The 23542-nt window shown below is 45.6% G+C and carries 21 protein-coding genes; 6 read left to right on the top strand and 15 right to left on the bottom strand.

The annotated features are described in order from the left end of the window. From HYN59_RS04960 to HYN59_RS04950, 3 genes are all read right to left on the bottom strand, one after another. A complete protein-coding gene (locus HYN59_RS04960) occupies window positions 1–1968 on the bottom strand; it encodes a KUP/HAK/KT family potassium transporter (protein WP_108777212.1) in 1968 nt (655 codons plus the stop codon). 163 nt (window positions 1969–2131) lie between these two features. Continuing rightward, window positions 2132–2809, bottom strand: coding sequence for a response regulator (locus HYN59_RS04955; RefSeq protein WP_108777211.1), 678 nt, complete (start codon window positions 2807–2809; stop codon window positions 2132–2134). Continuing rightward, window positions 2802–3875, bottom strand: a complete 1074-nt coding sequence (locus HYN59_RS04950) for a sensor histidine kinase (RefSeq protein WP_108777210.1) — start codon at window positions 3873–3875, stop codon at window positions 2802–2804. The genes HYN59_RS04955 and HYN59_RS04950 overlap by 8 nt, the downstream gene beginning before the upstream one ends. 139 nt (window positions 3876–4014) lie before the next feature. Between HYN59_RS04950 and HYN59_RS04945 the strand changes: the two genes are divergently transcribed. Then, on the top strand, window positions 4015–5697 hold the full coding sequence (locus HYN59_RS04945) for an ABC transporter ATP-binding protein (RefSeq protein WP_108777209.1): 1683 nt from the start codon (window positions 4015–4017) through the stop codon (window positions 5695–5697). 150 nt (window positions 5698–5847) lie between these two features. On the opposite strand, the gene HYN59_RS04940 is transcribed toward HYN59_RS04945, so the two are convergent. The 10 genes from HYN59_RS04940 to HYN59_RS04895 form a co-directional block, all read right to left on the bottom strand. Beyond that, window positions 5848–6639, bottom strand: a complete 792-nt coding sequence (locus HYN59_RS04940; RefSeq protein WP_108777208.1) for a hypothetical protein — start codon at window positions 6637–6639, stop codon at window positions 5848–5850. 43 nt (window positions 6640–6682) lie between these two features. Next, window positions 6683–7342, bottom strand: a complete 660-nt coding sequence (locus HYN59_RS04935) for a 3-oxoacid CoA-transferase subunit B (protein ID WP_108777207.1) — start codon at window positions 7340–7342, stop codon at window positions 6683–6685. 2 nt (window positions 7343–7344) lie between these two features. Beyond that, the gene (locus HYN59_RS04930) at window positions 7345–8046 is read right to left on the bottom strand and encodes a CoA transferase subunit A (protein WP_108777206.1); all 702 of its coding nucleotides are present in this window, start codon (window positions 8044–8046) and stop codon (window positions 7345–7347) included. 65 nt (window positions 8047–8111) lie between these two features. Continuing rightward, complete coding sequence (locus HYN59_RS04925) at window positions 8112–10430, bottom strand: penicillin-binding protein 1A (protein ID WP_108777205.1); 2319 nt, start codon at window positions 10428–10430, stop codon at window positions 8112–8114. Between the two features lie 7 nt (window positions 10431–10437). Next, the gene (locus tag HYN59_RS04920; RefSeq protein WP_108779643.1) at window positions 10438–10929 is read right to left on the bottom strand and encodes a gliding motility lipoprotein GldH; all 492 of its coding nucleotides are present in this window, start codon (window positions 10927–10929) and stop codon (window positions 10438–10440) included. Next, a complete protein-coding gene (locus HYN59_RS04915) occupies window positions 10910–12316 on the bottom strand; it encodes a PSP1 domain-containing protein (protein WP_108777204.1) in 1407 nt (468 codons plus the stop codon). Before HYN59_RS04915 ends, HYN59_RS04920 begins: the two co-directional genes overlap by 20 nt. Window positions 12317–12683: 367 nt before the next feature. Next, window positions 12684–13718, bottom strand: a complete 1035-nt coding sequence (locus tag HYN59_RS04910) for a radical SAM protein (protein WP_108777203.1) — start codon at window positions 13716–13718, stop codon at window positions 12684–12686. A 10-nt stretch (window positions 13719–13728) separates the two neighbouring features. Further along, complete coding sequence (gene trhO / locus HYN59_RS04905; protein ID WP_108777202.1) at window positions 13729–15075, bottom strand: oxygen-dependent tRNA uridine(34) hydroxylase TrhO; 1347 nt, start codon at window positions 15073–15075, stop codon at window positions 13729–13731. A gap of 226 nt (window positions 15076–15301) precedes the next feature. After that, on the bottom strand, window positions 15302–15730 hold the full coding sequence (locus tag HYN59_RS04900; RefSeq protein ID WP_146185861.1) for a hypothetical protein: 429 nt from the start codon (window positions 15728–15730) through the stop codon (window positions 15302–15304). Continuing rightward, window positions 15708–16277 carry a hypothetical protein gene (locus HYN59_RS04895; RefSeq protein ID WP_146185860.1) on the bottom strand — a complete coding sequence of 190 codons (570 nt, stop codon included), beginning with the start codon at window positions 16275–16277 and terminating at the stop codon, window positions 15708–15710. The genes HYN59_RS04900 and HYN59_RS04895 overlap by 23 nt, the downstream gene beginning before the upstream one ends. Before the next feature lie 142 nt (window positions 16278–16419). Here HYN59_RS04895 and recA point away from each other — a divergent pair, with 142 nt between their 5' ends. From recA to HYN59_RS04875, 4 genes are all read left to right on the top strand, one after another. Next, complete coding sequence (gene recA, locus HYN59_RS04890; protein ID WP_108777199.1) at window positions 16420–17424, top strand: recombinase RecA; 1005 nt, start codon at window positions 16420–16422, stop codon at window positions 17422–17424. 104 nt (window positions 17425–17528) lie between these two features. Next, window positions 17529–17954, top strand: a complete 426-nt coding sequence (locus HYN59_RS04885) for a hypothetical protein (RefSeq protein WP_108777198.1) — start codon at window positions 17529–17531, stop codon at window positions 17952–17954. A gap of 19 nt (window positions 17955–17973) precedes the next feature. Beyond that, window positions 17974–18516 (top strand): RNA polymerase sigma factor, encoded by a 543-nt coding sequence (locus tag HYN59_RS04880; RefSeq protein WP_108779642.1) that lies wholly within the window; start codon window positions 17974–17976, stop codon window positions 18514–18516. Then, window positions 18513–20168: an outer membrane beta-barrel protein gene (locus tag HYN59_RS04875; RefSeq protein WP_108777197.1), complete on the top strand. Its 1656-nt coding sequence runs from the start codon at window positions 18513–18515 to the stop codon at window positions 20166–20168. Before HYN59_RS04880 ends, HYN59_RS04875 begins: the two co-directional genes overlap by 4 nt. A 60-nt stretch (window positions 20169–20228) precedes the next feature. Here HYN59_RS04875 and HYN59_RS04870 read toward each other — a convergent pair whose 3' ends face one another. Further along, window positions 20229–20972 carry a lysophospholipid acyltransferase family protein gene (locus tag HYN59_RS04870; protein WP_108777196.1) on the bottom strand — a complete coding sequence of 248 codons (744 nt, stop codon included), beginning with the start codon at window positions 20970–20972 and terminating at the stop codon, window positions 20229–20231. 79 nt (window positions 20973–21051) lie between these two features. On the opposite strand from HYN59_RS04870, the gene trpS reads away from it, so the two are divergent. After that, window positions 21052–22023, top strand: coding sequence for a tryptophan--tRNA ligase (gene trpS, locus HYN59_RS04865; protein WP_108777195.1), 972 nt, complete (start codon window positions 21052–21054; stop codon window positions 22021–22023). A 322-nt stretch (window positions 22024–22345) separates the two neighbouring features. On the opposite strand, the gene dprA is transcribed toward trpS, so the two are convergent. Continuing rightward, window positions 22346–23449 carry a DNA-processing protein DprA gene (dprA, locus tag HYN59_RS04860; protein ID WP_108777194.1) on the bottom strand — a complete coding sequence of 368 codons (1104 nt, stop codon included), beginning with the start codon at window positions 23447–23449 and terminating at the stop codon, window positions 22346–22348. Window positions 23450–23542: the final 93 nt, after the last annotated feature.

Below are 23542 nucleotides of genomic sequence, written 5' to 3'. Positions count from 1 at the left end.
TTAGTCGTTTTTTCGTGTAAGTGTAAAGGGGCTTGCGGGTTGGTAAATCAGCGGTGCCTTCTCGATGGTAATGTCGTGGCGGTCGATGCCGAATGCCCTTTCATCTTTCTGCCCCATCCGCTTAAGCCAGAAATAACCGTTAAGCAGCAGGCCTTCGCGCAATGCGAATTCGTTTTCCTGCGAAAGGAATTTTTCTATGATCACAAACTGGAAGTCCGGTTCAGGATTGTATTTGGTTGAGCCATCCGGGCGCTTGTGGAGGTTCAGCTCTTTATTATTCACAAGGTCCTGTACGATCTGCTTAAAGTAGAGCTCTGTCTTCGGCTGCAACCTGAACCCGATATTGATGGTTACTTTTATGAGTTTGTCATCTACCAGTTCAGACACTTCATAATTTAGTGTATAAGGGTCTTCGGTGCGGTTCAGGTGCAGGAACCAGTATACTTCGGCGCGTTTGGGCTTTTTAGCGAATATCGACCGGATGATTTTTTCCTCCACCTGGTGGCGGGTGTTGGCTTTGGTAAGGTAAATGAGGTGCGTGGCATACATTGGGATATCTTTATCAGCGCTCAGCTCAACTATCCTGTCGGAGTATTTCCCGATGTCTGTAAAATTTGTCAGGCGGTTTTTCACCCTGCGGGCATAGTACCAAGTGTACATCACCATGAAAATGAACAGCTCGAAGAAAAGGAACATCCAGCGCTCTTTGATCTTGACGATATTGGCTACGAAAAAGGCAACCTCAATAGAACCGAAAAGCATAAGCAGCCCAATAACGTAAGGCCTTTTCCATTTGAGCCGGTAATATAAAAAGTAACTTAGCAGCAATGTGGTCATCATCATGGTAATAGTAATTGAAAATCCATATGCTGCTTCCATGTGTTCCGATTTTTCGAAATAAACCACCATCAGCACACAGCCTGTCCAGAGTATGGTGTTGACGCTGGGAATGTACACCTGGCCTTTGGTTTCGGTGGGCTGTTTGGTTGCAACGCGTGGCCAGAAGTTCAGGTTCATGGCTTCGCTTATCAGGGTAAACGACCCGCTTATCAGGGCTTGGGACGCAATGATGGCAGCCGATGCCGCAATAAGTATCGAGGGGAGGAGGAACCATTCCGGCACGATCTCAAAGAACGGGTTGCGTCCGTGCAGTGTAGCTTCGCCCTGGCTCATCAGCCATGCCGCCTGGCCCATGTAGCTCGCCATGAGGCACACTTTTACGTAAACCCATGTAATGCGGATGTTTTTGATGCCGCAATGCCCCAGGTCGCTGTATAACGCTTCGGCGCCGGTTGTACAAAGGAATACCGCACCCAACAGCCAGAACCCCTGCGGATAATTAGCCAACAGGTTATAAGCATAATAGGGGTTGAAAGCTGCGAGTACACCGGGATGCTGCACGACCTGGCTTACGCCCAATACCAACAGCATGGTAAACCACAATGCCATTATGGGCCCAAAGAACTTCCCGATAACCTGTGTGCCGTAGCGCTGGAAGAAAAACAGTATTGATAATATGGCGATCACGATAATGACAGTAATCATCCCGCCCGGCGTAAACACGGTCTCAAGGCCTTTTACCATTCCCAATCCTTCTATGGCAGAGGCTACCGATATGGGTGGTGTGATGATACCGTCGGCCAACAGGGTTGTGGCGCCCAATATAGCAGGTATAACAAGCTTTTTGCCATAGCGGCGCACCAGCGCATATAGCGAGAAAATACCGCCTTCGCCGTGGTTATCTGCTTTTAGCGTAAGCCAGATATATTTGATGGTGGTCTGGAAAACGAGCGTCCAGAAGATACACGACACCCCGCCGTAAACCAGGGTTTGCTCAATCGGCCTTTCGCCCATTACAGCCCTGAGGGCATACAGCGGGCTGGTGCCAATGTCGCCATAAATAATGCCAAGAGCCACCAGCAGTGAGGCGGCGGTAACTTTGTTGGCAGTGCTTTTTGTAATTTGCATAACGAATTATTTGTGATGCAAATTTCCGGCGCAATGCATAAGGGAAATATCAGGATTTGAGCAGGGACATAAAGATTTTATAAAGAAAGGATACGGGTAACGCTGATTATAGGATGACAACGGATGCCACATATGACACAAAAATAACCCAGCATATCAACGTCTAAACAAACCTGTAGCCTATCCCGCTCTCCGTAATGATATGTTTTGGATTGTTTGGGTCGTCTTCCAGCTTTTTGCGGAGCTGGGCTACAAATACACGGAGGTATTGCGTTTCGGCCTGGTAGCCTACACCCCATATTTCTTTTAAGATAAACTGATGGGTAAGCGCACGCCCTTCGTTGATGGCAAGCAATGAAAGAAGGTTATATTCGGTTGCCGTGAGCTTTACAGTAGCGCCATTCTTTTTTACAGTACGGGCCGGAAGGTCAATTTCCAATGTTCCAAATGCTAATAGGGGTTCAGCATCTTCATTAGGGTTGCGCCGGAGCGCCGACCGCATCCTGGCCAGCAGCTCCCCGCTCCGGAAAGGCTTGGTGAGGTAATCGGTAGCGCCGTTGTCAAGCGCTTTTACAATATCCTGCTCGCTATTTTGCACAGATACTATAATGACAGGGCGGCTGTACCAGCTGCGTAGCTCTTTAAGCACTTCATGTCCGCTCTTATCGGGCAGGCCAAGGTCAAGGATAATGAGCGCGGGGGTATGGGTGGCTGCCATAACAATACCTTCCTTACCGGTGGCCGCCTGTATTACTTTGTAATCGTTACTCTCAAGGGTGATCTCGAGCAGTTTGCGTATCTGCGGCTCATCGTCTATAATCAGTATTTCGGCTTTATTCATTTTTAAGCTTATTTAGGTAATTGGCTTCTGCAGGCAGCAACAGGGTGAATAATGCCCCGCCTGCAGGCACATTTTTAGCGGTAATAGTACCTCCATGGGCTTCCACAAAGCCTTTTACGATAGATAACCCAAGACCTGTGCCCCCTGCGGCGGTATTGGGTACACGGTAAAATTTATCGAATATCTCCAGGAGTGAATCTTCCGGCAGCCCGGGGCCATTATCTTCCACAGAAATACTAATCATACCGCCTGTATGATTTCCCGAGAGCTTTATCTGCGAACCCGCAGGCGTGTAGGCTACTGCGTTTTTTACCAGGTTATAAAGTGCCTGATGTATCAGCCCGATATCCAGTTTTACTAACGGCAGATTTTCGTTGGGGACAACCTCAATACTATGGGTTGATGCCTTCGCCTCCCTTGCCATCGAATACAACAGCTCATTGACATCGCACCAGTCGGGGTTGATCTTTAGCATGCCGCTTTCCAGCCGCCCCATGTTCAGGAGGTTTTCCACCTGGGTATTCAGGCGCAGTCCGGCTGTACTTATTTCGGCCAACAGCTTTTCTTTGTTTCCTTCGCTCAAAGAGTGATTCTCCCTGAGCGTGTCGGTTGCGCCAATAATAGTGGCAATGGGCGTTTTCAGCTCATGCGAAAGCGAGTTGAATAAAGTGGTGTACAGCTTTAGCGTATTGCGTCGCTCGGCACGTTCGCGGGTCTTGCGTTCCTCGCGTTTCAGGCGCAGGGTAAACACCGCATTCACTACGGCTATCACAAAGTAAATGAGCAGCATGAGCAGGTCCTCATGCGTATTAACGTGGAAGGTGTACAACGGTGGCATAAAGAAAAAATTGAGCAGCAGCGCGCTGAGTGTAGCTGACAGCAGCACAGGGTACACCTCATACACCATTGCTATTGCCGAAACCGCAAGTACCAACAGCAGGGCAGCTATATGATAGGATATATAATCGCTAAAGGCATAGCATACCAGCGCTGTTGCAAGTACAATCCCGCAACTGATAAAGTATTGCGGGGGTTTTCCCGGGTTCATGTACATGGGGTGCTTCATACCTTCAAAAATACGGAGAAAGGTGTAAAGATTTTATAAAGATTCGCCTTCTCAAATATTGCTGCCTAAGCGGCATATCACTGCATTGCCTCAACTAAAACTGTAACTGCGGATGAAAACTTTTTAGTATTTTTACTTCATGAACAACCCTTTGCTCCATCTCGATAATGTGACCATTTCTGCCAAAAAAGAAGGTCAGTGGGTGCCTATTGTAAAAAGCGCGTCTTTTACCCTCAATCAAAACGAGATACTTGGTATCGTGGGCGAATCGGGTTCCGGGAAGTCGGTTACCTCGCTGGCGCTTATGGGGCTTTTGCCGAAAGGCGTGCTGGAGATCACTTCCGGAAAAATCGAATCTGAAGGCAGGGATATTTCGGCTTTAAGCCAAAAAGAGCTCCGGAACCTTCGTGGCAACGAAATTGCGATGATCTTCCAGGAACCTATGAGTTCGCTAAACCCGTCGCTAAAATGCGGCTTCCAGGTTGAGGAGATACTCATGGAGCACACATCACTTTCCAAAAAAGAAATAAAGGCAAAGGTGCTTTCGCTCTTCGAAAAGGTGAAGCTGCCTAACCCTGAAGCGATTTATAATCGCTATCCACACGAAATATCCGGAGGGCAGAAACAGCGCGTGATGATCGCTATGGCCATTGCCTGCAAACCCAAAATACTCATTGCTGACGAGCCCACCACAGCGCTGGATGTAACCGTGCAAAAGGAAATCATATTGTTGCTGAAGGAACTGCAGCAGGAAACAAAGATGAGCATACTGTTCATTTCGCACGACTTGTCGCTGGTATCGGAAATCGCCAACAGGGTGATCGTGATGTATCGCGGCGAGATCGTGGAGCAGGGCGATGCGCAAGCCATATTTACAAATCCAAAGCATACCTATACCAAAGCGCTTATCAGTTCGCGCCCATCATTGGATGTACGCCTGGAAAGGCTCCCAACTATAAAAGATTACCTGGACGGGACAGTTAACAATAAGGAAGTGACAACTACGCAACGCACCGAAAGGCATTCTAAATTATATAGCCAGGCACCCTTGCTGGAGGTTATCAATGTCGAAAAAGAATATGTTTCCAATGCCGGCCTGTTTGGGAAAGATATAAAATTCAAGGCCGTCAACGACGTAAGCTTTAAAATATACGAAGGCGAAACGCTTGGGCTTGTCGGTGAATCCGGCTGCGGTAAATCGACCCTTGGCAATGCCATACTCCAATTGGATAAAGCCACTTCAGGGAAAATTTTGTACCGCGGGAAAGACCTGCTAAAATTATCCAATAGAGAGATTAGGGAGCTGCGCAAAGAGATACAGATCATCTTCCAGGATCCGTATTCATCGCTTAATCCGAGGATAACTGTTGGCAAAGCAATTATGGAACCCATGCAGGTGCATAATCTTTATAAAAACGTCAAGGAGCGCCGGGCTAAAACTATTGAGATCCTGAACCGCGTGGGGTTGGGCGAAGAGCACTTCAACCGCTATCCGCACGAGTTCTCCGGGGGGCAGAGGCAGCGGATAGGGATAGCGCGTACCATAGCGTTACAGCCTAAGTTAATTGTTTGTGATGAGTCGGTTTCCGCACTGGATATTTCGGTACAGGCGCAGGTGCTCAACCTGCTTAATGAGCTAAAAGAAAACTTCGGATTTACCTATATCTTCATATCACACGACCTTGCCGTGGTAAAATACATGAGCGACCAGGTGCTGGTAATGAACAAAGGAAAGATCGAGGAAATGAACGAAGCCGATGCCTTGTATGAACATCCGCAGAAAGAGTATACAAAGAAACTGATAGCGGCTATACCTCATTAGTTTTCAGTCGCAGTCGCTGTTTTCAGTCCATTATTGCGTTTCCTATTGTAACGCTGTTTTATATGGGGCAAGGCTTGGCTTTCGCGAATGATTTTAAAAAAAAGCCCAAAGGATTTGAAACCTTTGGGCTTTATAAATCAGAAAAAATGTTTATTTCTTCGAATATTTTATATCTCTGGTAAACTCTGCATTTTTAACTTGTTTGCCGTTCACTATTCTATAGCGTGTCTGCTTTATCCAGTTTAAGTTTTTATCATATACATATGTAAATTCATAGCCGTCAGACCTTACCGGATCCCCATTTTCATTTACAACTTCATCATCATCATACTTCGAAAAATCTATTTTTTCACTATGAGTTGATAATATATTTCCATATGGTCCAAAAGAAGTGATTGTAACTATATTGTTCTCAATATCGTATTGTGCAGTTTCTTTTCCATAGTCAACAGCATTTTTAGTAACTACCGTTACTTCTATAGGATACCCTTTTTCATCATTAATGATCGTTGTCGTACTGGTTACTTTACCGTTTTGGTCTTTATCGATCACCTTAACCTGAAAACCATTAGCATCATATTCATAATATGCTGTTTCACTTATATAACCTAATGCATTCATCCAGCGCTCATATTTTCTGGCTATACTTTTAGATCCTGTTGCATCATACATCCATGTCAGCCGGTCAGTCATCTTTCCGGTGCCATCATAGCGTATTTCTGTTGTAACCTTAAACTTATCGTTGAACGAGAATACCTCTTTTTTAACTTCAGTACCAGACTGGTTATAAAATACGGTTTTAGTAGTTACCTGACTAACGGGCACATCCTTTTTTATATCATAAGGATTATCATGATGTAAAGCACTGTAAATATTTTGGGCAGATGTTGTAAATACCGAAAGAGAAAGTAAAAATGAAATGCTGAAATATTTTAATTTCATAATGCTAATGCTTGTTGATCTATTTTTTGGCTACGAATGAAATCTAATCGATAACCATTTCCGGTATTTCGCCTTCAATGATAAGGTTGCCTTCGGTGGCATTTTTAATATCTTCTACAGTTACGCCCGGTGCACGTTCCAGCAATTTGAAACCTTCAGGCACTATCTCGAGCACAGCAAGTTCAGTTACTACTTTCTTTACGCAGCCTACGCCTGTAAGCGGCAGTGAGCAGCGTTTCAATAGCTTCGATTCGCCTGCCTTATTCACATGCATCATGGCCACGATGATGTTCTCTGCAGAAGCTACAAGGTCCATCGCGCCGCCCATGCCTTTTACCATCTTGCCCGGAATTTTCCAGTTGGCAATGTCACCATTCTCTGCAACTTCCATAGCGCCAAGAATGGTAAGGTCTACTTTTTGTGCGCGTATCATCCCGAAGCTCATGGCCGAATCAAAGAATGATGCGCCCGGCAGCGTGGTGATCGTCTGCTTGCCTGCGTTGATAACGTCCGGGTCTTCCTCGCCTTCAAACGGGAACGGGCCCATACCCAGTACGCCATTCTCGCTTTGGAATTCCACTGATATATCATGCCTCACGTAGTTGGCTACCAGGGTTGGTATACCGATACCAAGGTTTACAAAATAACCGTCTTTTACTTCTTTAGCTATCCGCTTTGCGATTTGTTCTTTACCTAATGCCATAATTAACTTCTTTGCCTTACAGTACGTTGCTCAATTCTTTTCTCATACTTTTCACCCTGGAATATTCTCTGCACAAAAATACCCGGGATGTGGATGAAGTTCGGGTCCAGTTCTCCAACCGGAACCAGTTCCTCTACCTCAGCAATGGTAATTTTTGCCGCGCCTGCCATACATCCATTAAAGTTGCGCGCCGTACCTTTAAAGATAAGGTTGCCCGCCTCATCGCCTTTCCATGCTTTTACTATAGCAAAGTCAGCTTTGTAGGCTTCTTCCATAATGTGCATTTTCCCATTAAATTCGCGTGCTTCCTTGCCTTCAGCTACTTCGGTACCATAGCCCGCAGGCGTAAAGAATGCAGGGATACCCGCCTGTGCGGCACGGCATTTTTCTGCCAGCGTGCCCTGTGGCGTGAGCTCCACATCCAGCTCGCCGCTAAGCATTTGCCTTTCAAATTCGGCATTCTCACCCACGTAGGACGATATCATTTTTTTTATCTGTTTCTTTTGGAGCAGCAGGCCCAGGCCAAAATCATCCACGCCTGCATTGTTCGAAATGCAGGTAAGGTTAGTCGTCCCTTTTTTTACAAGCTCGGCAATACTGTTCTCGGGAATACCGGAAAGGCCGAAACCGCCCAGCATAATGGTCACGCCGTCGTTTATATCACGCAACGCTTCTTCAACGTTTTGTACTTTTTTATTAATCATACAACAGAATTTAATTTTCGCGTATAAATATATAAAAAAACGCCTTCTTTCGAAGGCGTTATATACTAAAAATCAAATTCGGAGTCTATTGCCGTACTGTCTACGGCTGTGGTATCAACGACAGGCGCTTTCCAGCAGTCCACTTTGATGGAGAGGTTGGCCGGACGCTCAAACGGCTTTTCTGAAATTTTATAAACCAGGCTGTCATCAGCGTAGCATTTCTTCATGAAAAGGCCCCATATCGGCAGCGCCATCGTAGCGCCTTGCCCGTAGGTAAGGCTCTTAAAGTGGGCCGAACGGTCCTCGTTACCCACCCAGACCCCGGTAGCAAGGTTGGGCACCATCCCTACGAACCAACCGTCGGACTGGTTCTGTGTCGTACCGGTTTTACCGGCAATCGGGTTGATGATGGCATACGGATAACCGGTCATACGGTCGTAGCCATTGCCGCCACCGCCGCCCCATTTCAGCCTCGCGCCCGAGCCGCTTTCGGTAACGCCTTCGAGCAGCTTTATGATAGCGTAGGCAATATCTTTGCTCACTACTTCGTGTGTCTCTACTTTTGGCTGGAATAATACCACGCCATTTTTATCCTCTATCTTGGTAATTATGATAGGTTTTACATACATCCCCTGGTTGGCAAAGGTGCTGTATGCCGCTACCATGTCGCTAACGGTAATTTCTACTGCGCCCAGTGCAATAGCCGGCTGTTCCGGAATATTCGATTCCACACCCAGCTTGTGGGTCATGTCTACAACAGCCTTTGGACCCACACGGTCGATCAGCTTGGCCGATACGGTATTGATCGAAAGGGCAAGCGCTTTCTTAAGGGTAACGGTGCCCAGGTATTTGCCGTTAGAGTTTTGCGGATTCCAGTCGGCATCAATACCATATTTACCTTTAGGCATGCTGAAAGGCTCATCACGGATGGAGTCGCATGGCGAATAATGCAGCTGCTCAATGGCAGTTGCATATACAAACGGCTTAAAGGTAGATCCTACCTGCCTTGCACCCTGCTGTACGTGGTCGTATTGGAAATGCTTGTAATTAATACCCCCTACCCATGCTTTTACATAGCCGGTCTGCGGTTCCATCGACATCATACCCGATTGCAGGAAATGCTTATAGTACCTTATGGAATCAAGCGGGGTCATCAAAGTATCCTTTTCCCCTTTCCAGGTAAATACCGACATGCGGGTCTTTTTCTTAAATGATGCTTTAATTTCCTGTTCGCTCTTTCCTTCTTCCGTCATCATTCTCCAGCGCTCAGAATTCTTCATTGCCCTCTCCAATATCTTTTGCGTTTCAGCATCCGAAAGCTTTACAAATGGAGCATTCTTATTATTCTTCTGGTCGATGTAAAATTGTTCCTGCAGGTTGGCAAGGTGTTCATCTACCGCTTCTTCCGCATACTTCTGCATTTTAGAATCGATAGTTGTATAGATCTTTAGTCCGTCCGTATACAGGTCATATTCTGTACCGTCTTCCTTCTTATTTTCCTTTAGCCATTGCTTCATGTATTCCCTTAGGTATTCCCTAAAATAGGTAGCAACACCTTCTTTGTGACTCTCAGGCGTATAGTGAAGCTTTATAGGCTCTTTCTGAAGTTTTACTTTTTCTGCTTCGGTAAGCTTATTGTTTTTCACCATTTGGTGAAGCACAGTATTACGGCGGTTAAAAACCAGCGTTCTCCGTTTTTCACTTTGGCTTGCCGGGTTATACAACGACGGGTTTTTAAGCATTCCCACCAGCACTGCTGCTTCTTCTACTTTCAGGTCCTTAGGCTCTTCGCCAAAATATGTTTTTGAGGCAGAGCGTATACCCACCGCGTTGTGCGTAAAATCCACAGTATTCAGGTACATCGCGATAAGCTCATCTTTGGTATACTGCCTTTCCAATTTTGTGGCGATAATCCATTCCTTAGCCTTCTGAACGATCCTGAAAAGGAAAAAATGAGAACCTTCGCCGTGGAAAAGGTTTTTTGCCAGCTGCTGTGTAATGGTACTTGCACCACCGCTGCCCCCAAGGGTAACGATAGCCCGCAGCGTACCTTTTGAGTCGATACCAGAGTGCTCATAGAAACGCTCATCTTCGGTGGAGATCAATGCATCCACAAGATGCTTCGGCAGGTCGGCATATTTTACAGGAGTCCTGTTTTCAAGATAGAATTTTCCGAGTGTCTCCCCATCATATGAAATGATCTCTGTCGCTACATTCGAATCCGGGTTCTCCAACTGGTCAAACGATGGCATGGCGCCAAAAACGCCCCATGATGCCAACAGGAAAAACAGGATTACCGACAGGAAGCCGATACCGAATATCTTCCAGAACTTCCTTACATACTTTGAATAATCTTCGTTGTTACTGCTATTGTTTTTTGCCATATTATTTTTATTCAATTGACTCAATCCTGAAACCTACATCTGTTATGCCCTCCAGCTCCTGCACGCCGGGTACCTTTCCGCCCTGCCTTACAGCCTGCTGGATGCTCACCTTATATTTACCCGGTTTAGGGAAATTAACTTTCTCCTTGTACCAAAGCTTGCTTTCCTTTATATCGCTAAAGCCATCGCCTAAAAGCGAGCCGTCAGGGTTGGCCATCTGGTATTCCAGCGTATCTACCTTTACCACCCTGGTACCCGGCTCCTGCATCTGCACGATAAGGAAAAGGTTATTATAGGGGTAACTGTTGTTGTCCCTTATATTCACAAATAAATTATATTTCGACACGGTATCCTTTTGCTCAAATTCAAAGGAAACGATACTGTCTTTATTCCACTTGCCGTCCAGCGACTTGTACTCATCGAATACCCGTTGCCTGTCGCACGAGCAAAAGAGCATCAACGCGCCAAGGAGCGACAGGCTAATCTTTGTTCTCTGCATTACCTGCATTATTGTTATCCCTCGGAGGGCGGTTACGGTTCTTATTCCTGTTGCGGTTCTTATCCTTGTTTCGGTTGGCATTAGGGTTTGGCCCTGCGTTTGCTGCACCTTCGGGTTTTGGCCCCTGTTGGCGCTCTGCGTTTTGGGGCTTCTGGCCCTGGCCCTGCTCACGGTTTGGCTTATTGTTATTCCTTGCTTTGTCCTGCGGCTTTTTATCCCTTGGGCCATCGGCATTTGCGGTAACTTTATTCTTGTCTTTGCCGCCACCCGGTTTTTTCCTGTTCTTACGCTTAGGTGCATCAAAACGGGTAAGGCTGTCCTGGCCCATGGCGTTCTGGAAAGTCTTTTCAGGCTCTATCGCTGTAACTTCTTCAGCATAATCCTCAAGCGAAGTTACTCTTTCCTTCTGCTTGTTTATGGCTATCATTTCCTTTACACTCTCGGCAGTTAAAACATGCCAGTGCGCCATATTATCGGTATAGGCAAACCACATCAGCCCTTTGAAGATATCTACCTTCTGGCAGAAGGCATCGCCTTTTTCGGTATACAGTTTCGTATCCATATCCGGAAGGCCTTTCAGTGCATCCAGATAGGTATCCAGTTCGTAGTTAAGGCAGCATTTCAGCTTGCCGCACTGCCCTGCCAGCTTTTGCGGGTTGAGGGACAGCTGCTGGTAGCGCGCTGCAGAAGTGTTCACGCTCCTGAAATCGGTCAGCCAGGTAGAGCAGCACAATTCACGTCCGCACGACCCTATGCCTCCAAGGCGCGATGCCTCCTGGCGGAAGCCCACCTGCTTCATCTCGATCCTGATGCTGAAAACGCGCGCAAAATCCTTGATAAGCTGCCTGAAATCCACCCGGTCATTGGCCGTGTAGTAGAAAGTGGCCTTTGAGCCATCACCCTGGAACTCAATATCCGAAATTTTCATTTCGAGCTTAAGCTTGATAGCCAGCTCGCGGGCAACTACCTTCATGGGTTCTTCCTTGTCGCGGGCCGCACTCCAGATATCGATATCCTTCTGGCTGGCTTTACGATATATTTTGGGAAGGTCGCCATAGGGCTTCTCCCCTTTTTTCTTCATTTGTATCTTTACCAATTCGCCTGTCAGGGTAACGATACCAATGTCATGGCCCGGAGAAGCTTCTGTTGCAACAATGTCGCCAATGCTTAACGTAAGCTTTTCGGTATTGCGGTAAAATTCCTTGCGCCCGTTCTTGAAGCGCACCTCAACAGCGTCAAAGGGTGCCTGCCCGCCCGGCAGGCTCATGTTGGAAAGCCAGTCGAAAACCGTCAGTTTGTTGCAGCTGTCGGTTCCGCAGGTCCCATTATTTTTACATCCTCTCGGGGTTCCGTCCTTGGACCCGGTGGAACAGTTGGTACATGCCATAGTGTGTGTATATAGATCGCGGCCTGGCCGCTACGGATCTTGTTAATTACTTGTAAAACGTTTTGTGGGTAAAGATAGTATTTTTTTATGAACAGGAAATTGTTAATATGTGTTCCTAAGTCCTCTCCCCCGACCCCTCTCCCAAGGAGAGGGGAGCGAAGCGTGCCGACAGTACGTGATTATTGGTAGATTTATACTATATTAAATAGTATAGCAAGTCATTAAAGTTATACAATACTATATCTGAATTGAAAACGTACGCGTGAGGGACAGTACCTGCCTGCGGTAGGCAGGGCGGCATCCCCGATGCAGGAGGGATACAGCGGATGGCCCGACGCGGAGCGCAGCGGAAGCGGCACGCCTAAAATTAATTGATATCCACCGAGTAATTGAGCATATTACGGTTTACCTGCTCCAGGCTTTTACGGGAACGGAAGACGTTTCGCAGCAATTCCATATTCCAGCTGTTGCGCTTTTGCCAACTGGCAAAAGTTTCGGTACGCCAGTCGTAGTCATCCTTCCACGAATATTTCGGTGAAATATAAAAATAGGTGTAGGGTTTGAGGTAGGAACTGTCGTTGCCCGATCGTACCTTGAGCGATTCCTCCTCATTGCGGACGACTGACGCGGGCGCCAGTAATGTAATGTGCCTTTTGGCTGATTCTTCTCTCATCACTTTGAGGATGCCCGGGAAATCTTTTTCGATGGTCCTGAGGCTAAAATCATTATAGGCAGTCTCCCCTATTTTGTCTATTGGGCGCAGTTGTATAATATCGATGGCATAATTTCCGTATACGTTAAAGAAGTCGGCCAGCTCATGGAAATTATCTTTATTAAAAGTATAATTAATCCGAAGCCTTAACCCCGGTGTGTGCTTTTTTTGCTCGGTGATTGCCTTCAGCACAGCATGGAATTTCTCATAGTTCCCTTTGTCCATAAGATCTTCATACGACTCTTTATAAACGCCGTGCAGTGACATGATAATTTCATTAAGCCCTGCATTGGCAAACGCTGCAATGTCCTCATCTTTCAGCAGGTTACCGTTGGTTACCATGCTAATGTAGGGAACCCTGTGCTTTTTGGCAAGCCCTATTAGCTGCAGGTTATGCTTAAATAAAGTAGGCTCAGCCCCACAGCCTATCTGGAGCTTGAGCGCATTCTTAAAAGTTGCCTCAGCTATGGGTTCCAGGTCTTCCTCCTTAAACGTGCCCTTCATGTTCTTCCGAACAAAATCATCATCGGTAAAGTAGCACATTTTACAGCGCAGGTTACAGGCCAGCACAGGATCCATTTGTATAGACAAGTACCGCTTATTTAAGACCGAAAGCAGCCATAGCCCAAGGAATTTGACCCTGTGGCTCTTTATGGACTGGTTGAACCTTAACAGCTTATAATTATCCATACATGTTTGATTATCCCGGCAATTTAAACAATTTGTCCGAAAGGCGTATCCTGAACGGCAGGTTTAACGTTACCCTGTCGCCGGCAGATGCGGTATCAGCTTCGTTACCGTTTACGAACATTTTGTCAATTACCAGCTTATGGTCGCCTGTAGTCGGGCCCGAAATAAGCACGGTATCGCCCAGTTTCAGTTCACCCTCAACAGAGAATTGCCCTACGCCTGCTTTAGGGTAGTAATGCTCGCCTTTGCCCACCAGCACTTTTTTGATGCGCTGCCTTGGCGACGGCTTTACTTTTGGCGCTATGGCGATATCAGCTGCTTCACCGATTTCTTTTAAGGAAATATTTGTTGAACGGCCTTTCTTGAAGATCATATTGCCGTTCATGATGCCGCGGCGGCGCCTTACCTGCTCATCCAACGGAAGCTGTATATAATCGAGGCACTCTACCGAGCAGGTGTTGTGCATGATCTCTTTGCAGTCATCGCACTGTATGAACAGTAGGTGGCACGCTTCGTTAGCGCAGTTGGTATGGTTGTCGCACGGCTTGCCGCACTGGTGGCAGTTGGAAACAATATCGTCGGTAATGCGCTCGCCCAGGCGGTGGTCGAACACGAAGTTCTTGCCTATGAATTTACTTTCCAGTCCTTCAGCTTTTACCTGGCGGGTATATTCGATGATGCCGCCCTCGAGCTGGTACACGTTTTTAAAGCCTTTGTGCTTAAAGAATGCCGAAGCCTTTTCGCAACGGATGCCGCCGGTGCAGTACATCAGCAGGTTCTTGTCTTCCTTGTGCGCGGCGATCTGCTCTTCGATGATTGGCAGCGACTCGCGGAAGGTGTCCACATCGGGAGTAATAGCTCCTGTAAAATGGCCTACTTCGCTCTCGTAGTGGTTACGGAAGTCGACCACAATTGTGTTCGGGTCTTCCAGCATGGTGTTGAAATCTTTCGCGCCAAGGTGTATGCCTTTATTGGTTACGTCAAATGTGGCATCGTTAAGGCCGTCGGCTACGATTTTATTGCGGACTTTAATGGTCAGCTTCAGGAAGGAGTGGTCGTCCTGTTCCACCGCCACGTTCAGGCGGATGCCGTTGAGGAACGGTATGGTGTCCAAATGGTCTTTGAATGCATAGAAGTTATCCGCGGGAAGCGACAGCTGTGCGTTGATGCCTTCGGTAGCGACATAGATACGTCCGAGTACCTCGAGCGGGTCCCAGGCCAGGAATAGAGAATCGCGAAATTGTTTTGGGTCTTCGATGTGTGCGTAAGCGTAGAAAGACAGCGTAAGGCGCTGCTTGCCGGACTGGTCTATGAGTTCGGCTCTTTCTTCCGCGCTTAAAGTGTTGAACAGTTGCATGCTATACAATTTTAAGTGAGAAAGTTATGTAAAGGTTTCAATTGGTGAAACCGGGGCAAAGGTAGGGAAAAATGTGAATTGTGCAAGGGCTATTTAAGCTAGTCGGGGGTCTGATGCTCTAAGGTCTTCATCAGAATGAGCCTGCAAAAGCAATATCATCTTGCTCCATCTTAATTAGTGTTTCATACTTTCGATAGAGTAATAGCATTCATTATAGTTTATAGGCCTATTTCTTAAAACCATTATTATACTGGGCTCTAAATAATATTGCGTAAATTAAAGAACATAATAACAATTTGGGAATCTTAGGGGAGTTTTTTTCACCGATAATGTTAATATAAATTCCCATTATTATATAAACTGCTAAGAGTATACTACTGATTAAAACACTGTTTTTAAACACATCCTTTGAAATAAAATTAAATATTTCTGAATATGAACTTTCTTTATCAATTAGAGATTCTTTTGAATTTAAATATGGTATACAATATATGAAACAGCCAGATAAAATTATGCTAGAAAAGAATTCAAATGCATCGATCTTCCTATCGTACCAAATATTGTATAACATTCCTATTGATATTAAAATCAATATGATTGATGCTTGCTTCCTTTTATTTAGCAATAATAACCTATTTAGTTTTTTTTCTTTCAAATCTTCTGTGTGATCTTTCGAAAGCTGTTCTTTCCCATGTTGAATCAAAATTTTTCCAGAATAATCTTATTTTGGTTACTACATCGTAGGTAATCAGTATGTCTATGTCATCATATGTGAAGACAATATTGTTGGTTCCTGTACCATCGTGTAAATACTTTTGTTCACTATCAATGATTTGCTGAATTTTGTCAAGAAACTCGGTCGCCTTTTCTCTATCAAGATGTTTAAAACCAAAACCTGTGTGTATAACACCGTGTTCATTCCAATACGTCCCATAAAATCCAAGTACCAGACCTTCTTTTTCTCTTTCTTCACACTTATAACTAAGTGTGGTTAATTCTCCCGATGAAGCAGCAGCCAAAGGATCAACTTCAAACTTCAATGGTTTATCAGAAGTCTTCAACACCTCCCTAAAAAGAAATTCCTTCGCGTCAAATAATGCTATTTCTTTACTATATTCTTTAGAAAAAATAGAGTAATCACCCGATACTTGACCGGAACAATAAGATACAGATATCATCAAAACCCAAAAAGTCTTTCTCACAGTGTATTGCAAATAAGTTATATAAAAAGTAGAATCAAACCTACAAAAATATTTTCTTCAAAATAAATTTATTTATTAGAAAATATTCTTATATTTGTCTCATCAAATAAAATGTTACTTTTACATTCATATACTATATAACATGAGCGGAGAAAAAGAAGCAAAATTAAAAGCCTTACAGCTAACATTAGATAAACTGGATAAAGCCTACGGTAAAGGCACCGTGATGAAATTGGGTGACCGTGCCGTTGAGGAAGTAGAATCGATACCTTCGGGATCATTGGGGGTTGACCTTGCCCTTGGGGTAAATGGCTACCCGCGCGGCAGAATCATAGAGATCTACGGGCCGGAATCATCGGGTAAAACCACCCTGACATTGCATGCCATTGCCGAAGCGCAAAAGGCAGGTGGTATCGCAGCTTTCATCGATGCGGAGCATGCTTTTGACCGCAGCTATGCCGAAAAGCTGAATGTGGATGTAGAGAACCTTATCATATCACAGCCGGATAACGGTGAGCAGGCGTTAGAGATCGCCGAGAACCTTATCCGTTCGGGAGCAATAGATATCGTGGTTATCGACTCGGTTGCGGCACTTACGCCAAAGAGCGAGATCGAAGGCGAAATGGGCGACTCTAAAATGGGCCTTCATGCACGCCTTATGAGCCAGGCACTAAGAAAATTAACTGCTACTATAAGCAAGACCAACTGTACGGTGTTCTTCATCAACCAGCTTCGTGAAAAGATCGGTGTGATGTTCGGTAACCCGGAAACAACAACGGGTGGTAACGCGCTGAAGTTCTATGCTTCGGTACGTATCGATATCCGCCGTGCCGCCCAGATCAAGGATGGTGAGAATGTAATAGGTAACCGCACCAAAGTGAAGATCGTAAAGAACAAAGTAGCACCACCGTTCAAGACCGCTGAGTTCGACATCATGTATGGCGAAGGGGTTTCGAAAACCGGAGAAATACTCGACCTGGCAGTAGAATTCGAGATCATCAAGAAATCAGGATCGTGGTTCAGCTACGGCGATACCAAGCTCGGGCAGGGACGTGATGCCGTGAAAGCGCTCATCAAAGACAACCCCGAACTGGCCGACGAGCTGGAACTTAAAATAAAAGATGTAATCAAAGAAAATGCATCGTAAATTTAAAACCCGAATATTTCGGGTTTTTTTTGTTTAAACACGCAACCTTTCGGGGTTTCGTGCATCTAACGAACATAAGTGGAAATTATATTTAGAAACGATTTATGAAAAAGCTGCTACTATTATTTGCCGTTCTGGGTGCGGCAATAGCCTGTACCGATGAGCCTGACACCCTTAAATTCCATGTGGCATTTGTTCCGGTTGTAAGCGTAGAAATGCCTGAAGAAATGGTCTTCGGACAAACGTATGAGATCAAAGTTAAATACAAAAGGCCGAATGACTGCTACTATTTTGATGGTTTTTATCATGATCCCAATGATACTTCTGCAGAGATTATAGCTGTACAAACCCTTGTTATAGAAGATGCACAATGCACGCCTTTGGATGGGCTGGAGCCGGATGAGTCATCATTTGATTTTACGTGTTCATCTACCTATGCAGGCACCAGCTACCGGTTTAAATTTTACCAGGGAGACGACGCAGACGGTAACCAGCAATTTCTTGAAATGGAAGTACCGGTACATCAATAAACAAAATAAATGGAACTCATTGGGGTTAGAGCAACTCATACAGAATTGTCAGAAGGACAGCATAAAGGCACAGGAACAGTTATACAGGCTATTTGCCCCAAAGCTGTTTGCGGTGTGCCTGAAGTACTCGCGCAATTATGAGGATGCTCAGGACAACCTCCAGGATGGTTTCCTGCTTATATTTAAAAAAATAGGCCAGTACCAGTTCAAAGGGTCTTTTGAAGGCTGGGCCAAAAGGGTGATGGTGAATAACGTATTGCAACGGTACCGTACAGAAGGTATTTTTGATATCGTTAGTGAGAACATTCCCGATGAGCCCGATGTAGAAATTGAAGACGACTCAGTGAGTATGGAGTTCCTGGTCTCCATCATACAGGCGCTCCCCGACAGGTACCGGATGGTTTTTAACCTGTATGTGATAGACGGCTACTCGCACAAAGAAATTGGGGAGATGCTGGGCATTAGCGACGGCACATCGAAATCGAACCTTGCACGGGCAAGGATGATATTAAAGGAAAAAATTGAAACGCAGCAGGGAAATAGTTTACCTTCAGCAAAATGAATGAACAAAAGAACATAGACAGGCTATTCCGGGAAAAGTTCAAGGACTTTGAAGTAGCGCCTCCAGAATTTGTTTGGGAAAACATTGAGGAAGTGCTCCGGGAAAAGAAAAAACGAAGGGTTATCCCACTGTGGATAAGGCTTTCGGGCGTGGCTGCGGTTTTAGTAGCAGGGACATTCTTCATGTCTCCCTATTATAGCGGCACAAATACCAATGAGAATCCGGTTGTTATAGATAAAAATGGCAACAGGCGCATTTATCCTACCGACAACCCGGTACAGAACCACGAAACCATTATTGGGAAAAGCCAAAAAGACAACAATGATCTAAATACTGCCGTGGCTTCCGGAGAGAATGCTTCCGGCAATAAGGGCGGCACTACAAATGGCATTGGTACGAAAACTGAAAATACTTCTGCTGAAGGGCCTGAAAACAATACCGCTTTTGGCAAAACAAACAATGCTGTAGCCCATGATGATAAATCTGGTGCAGCCGGGAACAAGCGCAACAATCGCACACACACAAGTAAAAATATCAGGCAGGCAGAAGGTGGACTTGCTAACGAAGCCGTTGCCCAAAGTTCTTCAGCGCAAAAAAACAAACCCGGAAAAAACAAAACTAACAGAAGTAATAGAAATAATAATGCAGTACAGGGCCTTCCGGAAAAATCGGGAAGCAATGAAAATGCGATAGCAGCGGGAAGCGAAAAAAACCCTGCCAAACAAGCGGCATCGCAGAACGCTTCAGTACAAAATAAAGCAGGCCAGGAAACCGGCATCATTAAAAAAGACATTCCGACAGAAGGGGCAATAGCCAATGCACCTGTTGACACCACAGCGGTACAGGTGCCTGAAAATGAGCTTGAAAAACTGCTTCAGGAAAAACTCAACGCGAAAAAAGACAGCGAAAAAGCCCTGGCCGATAACAGCAACAAAGGCAAGTGGAATATCAAGCCGCAGCTGGCGCCCATATTCTATAACTCACTTTCGCAAGGATCGCCGATAGGTGGTGAATTTGCCGGGAACAGCAAAAGTTTCGACAACGACCTTAGCTATGGCATCGGCATCGATTATGCGGTAAACGACAGGCTTTCCATACGTTCGGGTATCAATACCGTAAACCTTAATTACTCAACCAACGACATACAGTTCAGCGCATCGCTAAATGATCAGACAAGTAATGTTTCGGCGAATGCCAGGACAGCAAATATAGTGGTCACCCCAAGAGGCCAGCAGCCTATTATAAGCAATCCGAACGTTGCGTTCACTTCGATGTCAGACCAAAGCTTCAATGGCTCTATGGTGCAAAAAACAGGCTACATCGAGGTTCCGGTAGAAATGTCGTATGCATTGCTAAACAAAAAATTCGGCATCGACGTGATTGGGGGTATGAGCACTCTTTTCCTTAATGAGAACAATGTTAGCGTGGTTTCCACACAGGGCTACAGCACCGATGTAGGACAGGCGCAAAACCTCAACAGCATACATTTCAGTACTAATGTCGGCCTGGGTTTTAAATACCGTTTCTGGAAATCGTTCCAGGCAAATTTTGAACCTACGTTTAAATACCAGGTCAATGCCTACAGCAGGGATGCGGGTAACTTTAAGCCGTACTTTATCGGCCTTTACTCAGGCATAAGTTTTAGTTTTTAAGCTTGTTGGTTAGCTTAGAACTTTTAGGTAGTGCATCAGCGTCCCCAATTGGGGACGCTTTTATTTCTTGGAGAATCGTAGCAATTGCTGGTAAATAATCTGGCGTACTTTATCCTTCAGCTCTTTTTTATCGTCGAGCGTCAGGCCGGTGGTTTCCACAAAGGTATGGACTTTAGCACGCATCGGTCCCGGGCTGCCACTGAAGAATTTAAACGAGAAGCGTTTTTTATTGTCAGGGAAAGTCATCGGCACGATCGGGATCTGGTGCTCTATGGCAAGACGGAATGCGCCGTCCTTGAATTCATCGAGCAGCACCGTTTCATCATCCGGCACCCCGCCTTCGGGGAAAATGCAGATGCTCAGCCCCTGCTCGAGCCGTAGCTGTGCCCGCTTGAATACCTCAAACCGGCTTTTAGAACTGCTCCTGTCTACCAATATGCAGGTACGCTTATAGAAAAACCCGAAGATGGGTATTTTGGCCAGTTCTTTTTTACCTACAAAGACAAACGGATTTTTAGTTATGGCCAGCATCAGCATGATGTCGGTCATAGACGTGTGGTTGGCTACCAACATGTAGCTTTTTCCTTTTTCAAGCTCCTGCTCACGCTCCACTGTATAAGGCAAGCCCATGCCATAAAGGATAATCTTTGCCCAGATTCGCGCAAGGATGAAAAACTGCGGGTAGGTCTTTTCGGAAAGTATGGTAAGTATCAATAATGGCGAAAGCATAATGATAGGTACACCCATAAGGATGTAGAACCATACGCGCCACAGCGTCCATAAAATATACCGCACTATTTTCATACCTGCCAAATGTAAGAATTCAATTCCTATGTTTTACCCAAAACCGTTACCTTTGTGCAAAAATCAGATCACAGTTACAATGGCAAAAATATTAACCGGCATACAAAGCACCGGCACCCCGCATTTAGGCAACCTTTTGGGCGCGATACTACCGGCTATTGAAATGGCGAACGACCCAAAAAATGAATCGTTCCTGTTTATAGCCGACCTTCACTCTGCAACACAGATAAAAGACGGCAAAACCCTTCGCGAAAACACCTATAGCGTGGCAGCTACATGGCTGGCCTGCGGGCTTGATATTAATAAAGTGATTTTTTACCGCCAGAGCGATGTGCCGCAAACCGCTGAGCTGTCGTGGTACCTGAGCTGCTTTTTCCCATTCCAGAGGTTAACGCTGGCACATTCTTTTAAGGATAAGGCCGACCGGTTGGAAGATGTGAATGCCGGATTGTTTACCTACCCGATGCTTATGGCAGCCGACATATTATTGTATGATGCCAACTTTGTACCTGTAGGCAAAGACCAGCTGCAGCACATAGAGATTACCAGGGATGTAGCGTCGCGCTTCAACCACCAGATGGGGGAAACATTTGTACTGCCGGAACCTATAAGCAGTGACGACACCAAAATAGTTCCCGGCACCGATGGTGAGAAAATGAGCAAATCGCGCAACAACTTCATCAATATATTTCTTGATGATAAAGCGCTGCGCAAACAGGTGATGAGCATCCAGACGGACAGCACCCCATTGGAAGACCCTAAAAATCCGGACACCGATAATGTGTTCGCGCTGTATAAGCTGTTGGCATCACCGGAGCAGACAGATGCCATGCGTGCCAATTACCTTGGCGGCAACTATGGTTACGGCCACGCCAAGCAGGCGCTGTTCGAACTTATTATAGAAAAATTTAAAGATGTAAGGGAGAAATATGCCTACTACATGGCCAACCTTCCTGAAGTGGATGCCGCACTTAAAACTGGCGCTACAAAGGCTTCGGCTGTAGCCAATGGTGTATTGGCGAGAGTTAGGGAAAAACTGGGCTACGAATAGTTTTCAGTTGTATATGTATAATAAAGACCCCAAAAGTTTAAAAACCTTTGGGGTCTTTTAGTTCTACTATAATACCCAAGCGATAATAAATAAGCCAAAAGCTTCTCCCTTAGCCCTGATGGAAGCGGCATCCTGCGGAGGCACGAAGCAGATAAAGCGGACAGCAGGAATAGGGATGGCTGAAAAGCACTGCCCTTCCGCTCATAATGTAGATGTAATTCTGAGATTTCTCACTCCGCAGGCTGCGTTCGAAATGGAATACCGGATATGTCTGAAAACTGGGACTGCGACCTGCCTTTGCCGGCAGGCAGGCTGAAAACTATTATATCGCTTCAAACAATTTTCCCGGCAACGGACGGATTACACCTTTCAGCTCCATTGTCAGTAATAAAGAGGAAAGCCTGAAGATGGGCATTTCGCATTCGAGCGCGATAATGTCCATTAATTCCTTGCCTTTTTTCTGAAGGTAGTCATAGACTTTTTGCTCTTCGGGCTCAAGCATTACAAAAAGCTGTTTCTGTATCGGCTTGTCCTTCTTTTCTTCCAGCTGCCAGTTGAGCATATAAATAAGGTCTGCTGCATCAGTAAGCAGGCTGGCGCGCTGGCTTTTGATAAGGTTGTTGCAGCCCATACTGTACTTGTCGGTCACGCGCCCCGGTACAGCAAACACATCACGGTTATAATCGTTGGCAATGTTAGCGGTAATGAGCGACCCGCCCCTATCGGCGCTTTCGATGATTACGGTAGCTTCCGACAATCCCGCTACTATACGGTTGCGGCGTACAAAATTCTCTTTATCAGGATTGGAAATGCTCCAAAACTCAGTAAGGAAACCTCCGTTTTCTTCCATCTTTGCCACATACTTTTTATGCACTTTTGGATAGACCTGATTGAGCCCGTGCGCCACTACGCCAATAGTCTGGAGGTTTTGCTCCATGGCAATTATATGGGCATGAATATCTACCCCATAAGCAAACCCACTGATGATCACCGGATCGAGCGGGGCGAGATCTTCAATCAGTTTTCTGCACAAATCACTACCGTAAGACGTCATTTGCCGGGTACCGACAATGCTGATGGTTTTGCGGTTTTCGAGGTTTATTGTGCCTGATGAGAACAGCAGTACAGGGCCATCAATACAATGCTTCAGCCTTTCAGGATAATTCGGTTCGAGGTAAAAAAGCGGCTTTATCCCTGACGTTGCAATGAATTTCATTTCGGCTTCCGCCAAAGTGAAAACATGAGTGTTCTTAAGGTTATTGTAAAGGATTTCTCCAATACCTTCGATCGCCAGGATCTGAGATTTTTTTGCTTTAAAGACCGCTTCGGCCGATCCACAATGGTTTATCAGGCGTTTAGCTACAATATCGCCCACGCCTTCCACACGGAGCAGCGCAAGGGTGTTAAGTAATTCTGTGTCAGTCATCAATAAATGTTTACAGGCGTTTAATTAATCATTTTGGCATTGTTAATAAAATTTGTGGATAAAATTTTGGTTTCACCCACGAATGGTTAATTT

This window comes from Flavobacterium album (genome assembly GCF_003096035.1).
In the GTDB taxonomy this organism is placed as follows: Bacteria; Bacteroidota; Bacteroidia; order Flavobacteriales; family Flavobacteriaceae; genus Flavobacterium; species Flavobacterium album.
Note: the sequence above shows the minus strand (reverse complement) of the source record. Positions and strands in the feature narration are given on the sequence as shown.

Excerpts from the sequence above, each read along its gene's own strand:
- HYN59_RS04960 (WP_108777212.1), bottom strand. The coding sequence starts at position 1,968 with ATGCAAATTACAAAAAGCACTGCCAACAAAGTTACCGCCGCCTCACTG.
- HYN59_RS04955 (WP_108777211.1), bottom strand. The coding sequence starts at position 2,809 with ATGAATAAAGCCGAAATACTGATTATAGACGATGAGCCGCAGATACGC.
- HYN59_RS04950 (WP_108777210.1), bottom strand. The coding sequence starts at position 3,875 with ATGAAGCACCCCATGTACATGAACCCGGGAAAACCCCCGCAATACTTT.
- HYN59_RS04945 (WP_108777209.1), top strand. The coding sequence starts at position 4,015 with ATGAACAACCCTTTGCTCCATCTCGATAATGTGACCATTTCTGCCAAA.
- HYN59_RS04940 (WP_108777208.1), bottom strand. The coding sequence starts at position 6,639 with ATGAAATTAAAATATTTCAGCATTTCATTTTTACTTTCTCTTTCGGTA.
- HYN59_RS04935 (WP_108777207.1), bottom strand. The coding sequence starts at position 7,342 with ATGGCATTAGGTAAAGAACAAATCGCAAAGCGGATAGCTAAAGAAGTA.
- HYN59_RS04930 (WP_108777206.1), bottom strand. The coding sequence starts at position 8,046 with ATGATTAATAAAAAAGTACAAAACGTTGAAGAAGCGTTGCGTGATATA.
- HYN59_RS04925 (WP_108777205.1), bottom strand. The coding sequence starts at position 10,430 with ATGGCAAAAAACAATAGCAGTAACAACGAAGATTATTCAAAGTATGTA.
- HYN59_RS04920 (WP_108779643.1), bottom strand. The coding sequence starts at position 10,929 with ATGCAGAGAACAAAGATTAGCCTGTCGCTCCTTGGCGCGTTGATGCTC.
- HYN59_RS04915 (WP_108777204.1), bottom strand. The coding sequence starts at position 12,316 with ATGGCATGTACCAACTGTTCCACCGGGTCCAAGGACGGAACCCCGAGA.
- HYN59_RS04910 (WP_108777203.1), bottom strand. The coding sequence starts at position 13,718 with ATGGATAATTATAAGCTGTTAAGGTTCAACCAGTCCATAAAGAGCCAC.
- trhO (WP_108777202.1), bottom strand. The coding sequence starts at position 15,075 with ATGCAACTGTTCAACACTTTAAGCGCGGAAGAAAGAGCCGAACTCATA.
- recA (WP_108777199.1), top strand. The coding sequence starts at position 16,420 with ATGAGCGGAGAAAAAGAAGCAAAATTAAAAGCCTTACAGCTAACATTA.
- HYN59_RS04885 (WP_108777198.1), top strand. The coding sequence starts at position 17,529 with ATGAAAAAGCTGCTACTATTATTTGCCGTTCTGGGTGCGGCAATAGCC.
- HYN59_RS04875 (WP_108777197.1), top strand. The coding sequence starts at position 18,513 with ATGAATGAACAAAAGAACATAGACAGGCTATTCCGGGAAAAGTTCAAG.
- HYN59_RS04870 (WP_108777196.1), bottom strand. The coding sequence starts at position 20,972 with ATGAAAATAGTGCGGTATATTTTATGGACGCTGTGGCGCGTATGGTTC.
- trpS (WP_108777195.1), top strand. The coding sequence starts at position 21,052 with ATGGCAAAAATATTAACCGGCATACAAAGCACCGGCACCCCGCATTTA.
- dprA (WP_108777194.1), bottom strand. The coding sequence starts at position 23,449 with ATGACTGACACAGAATTACTTAACACCCTTGCGCTGCTCCGTGTGGAA.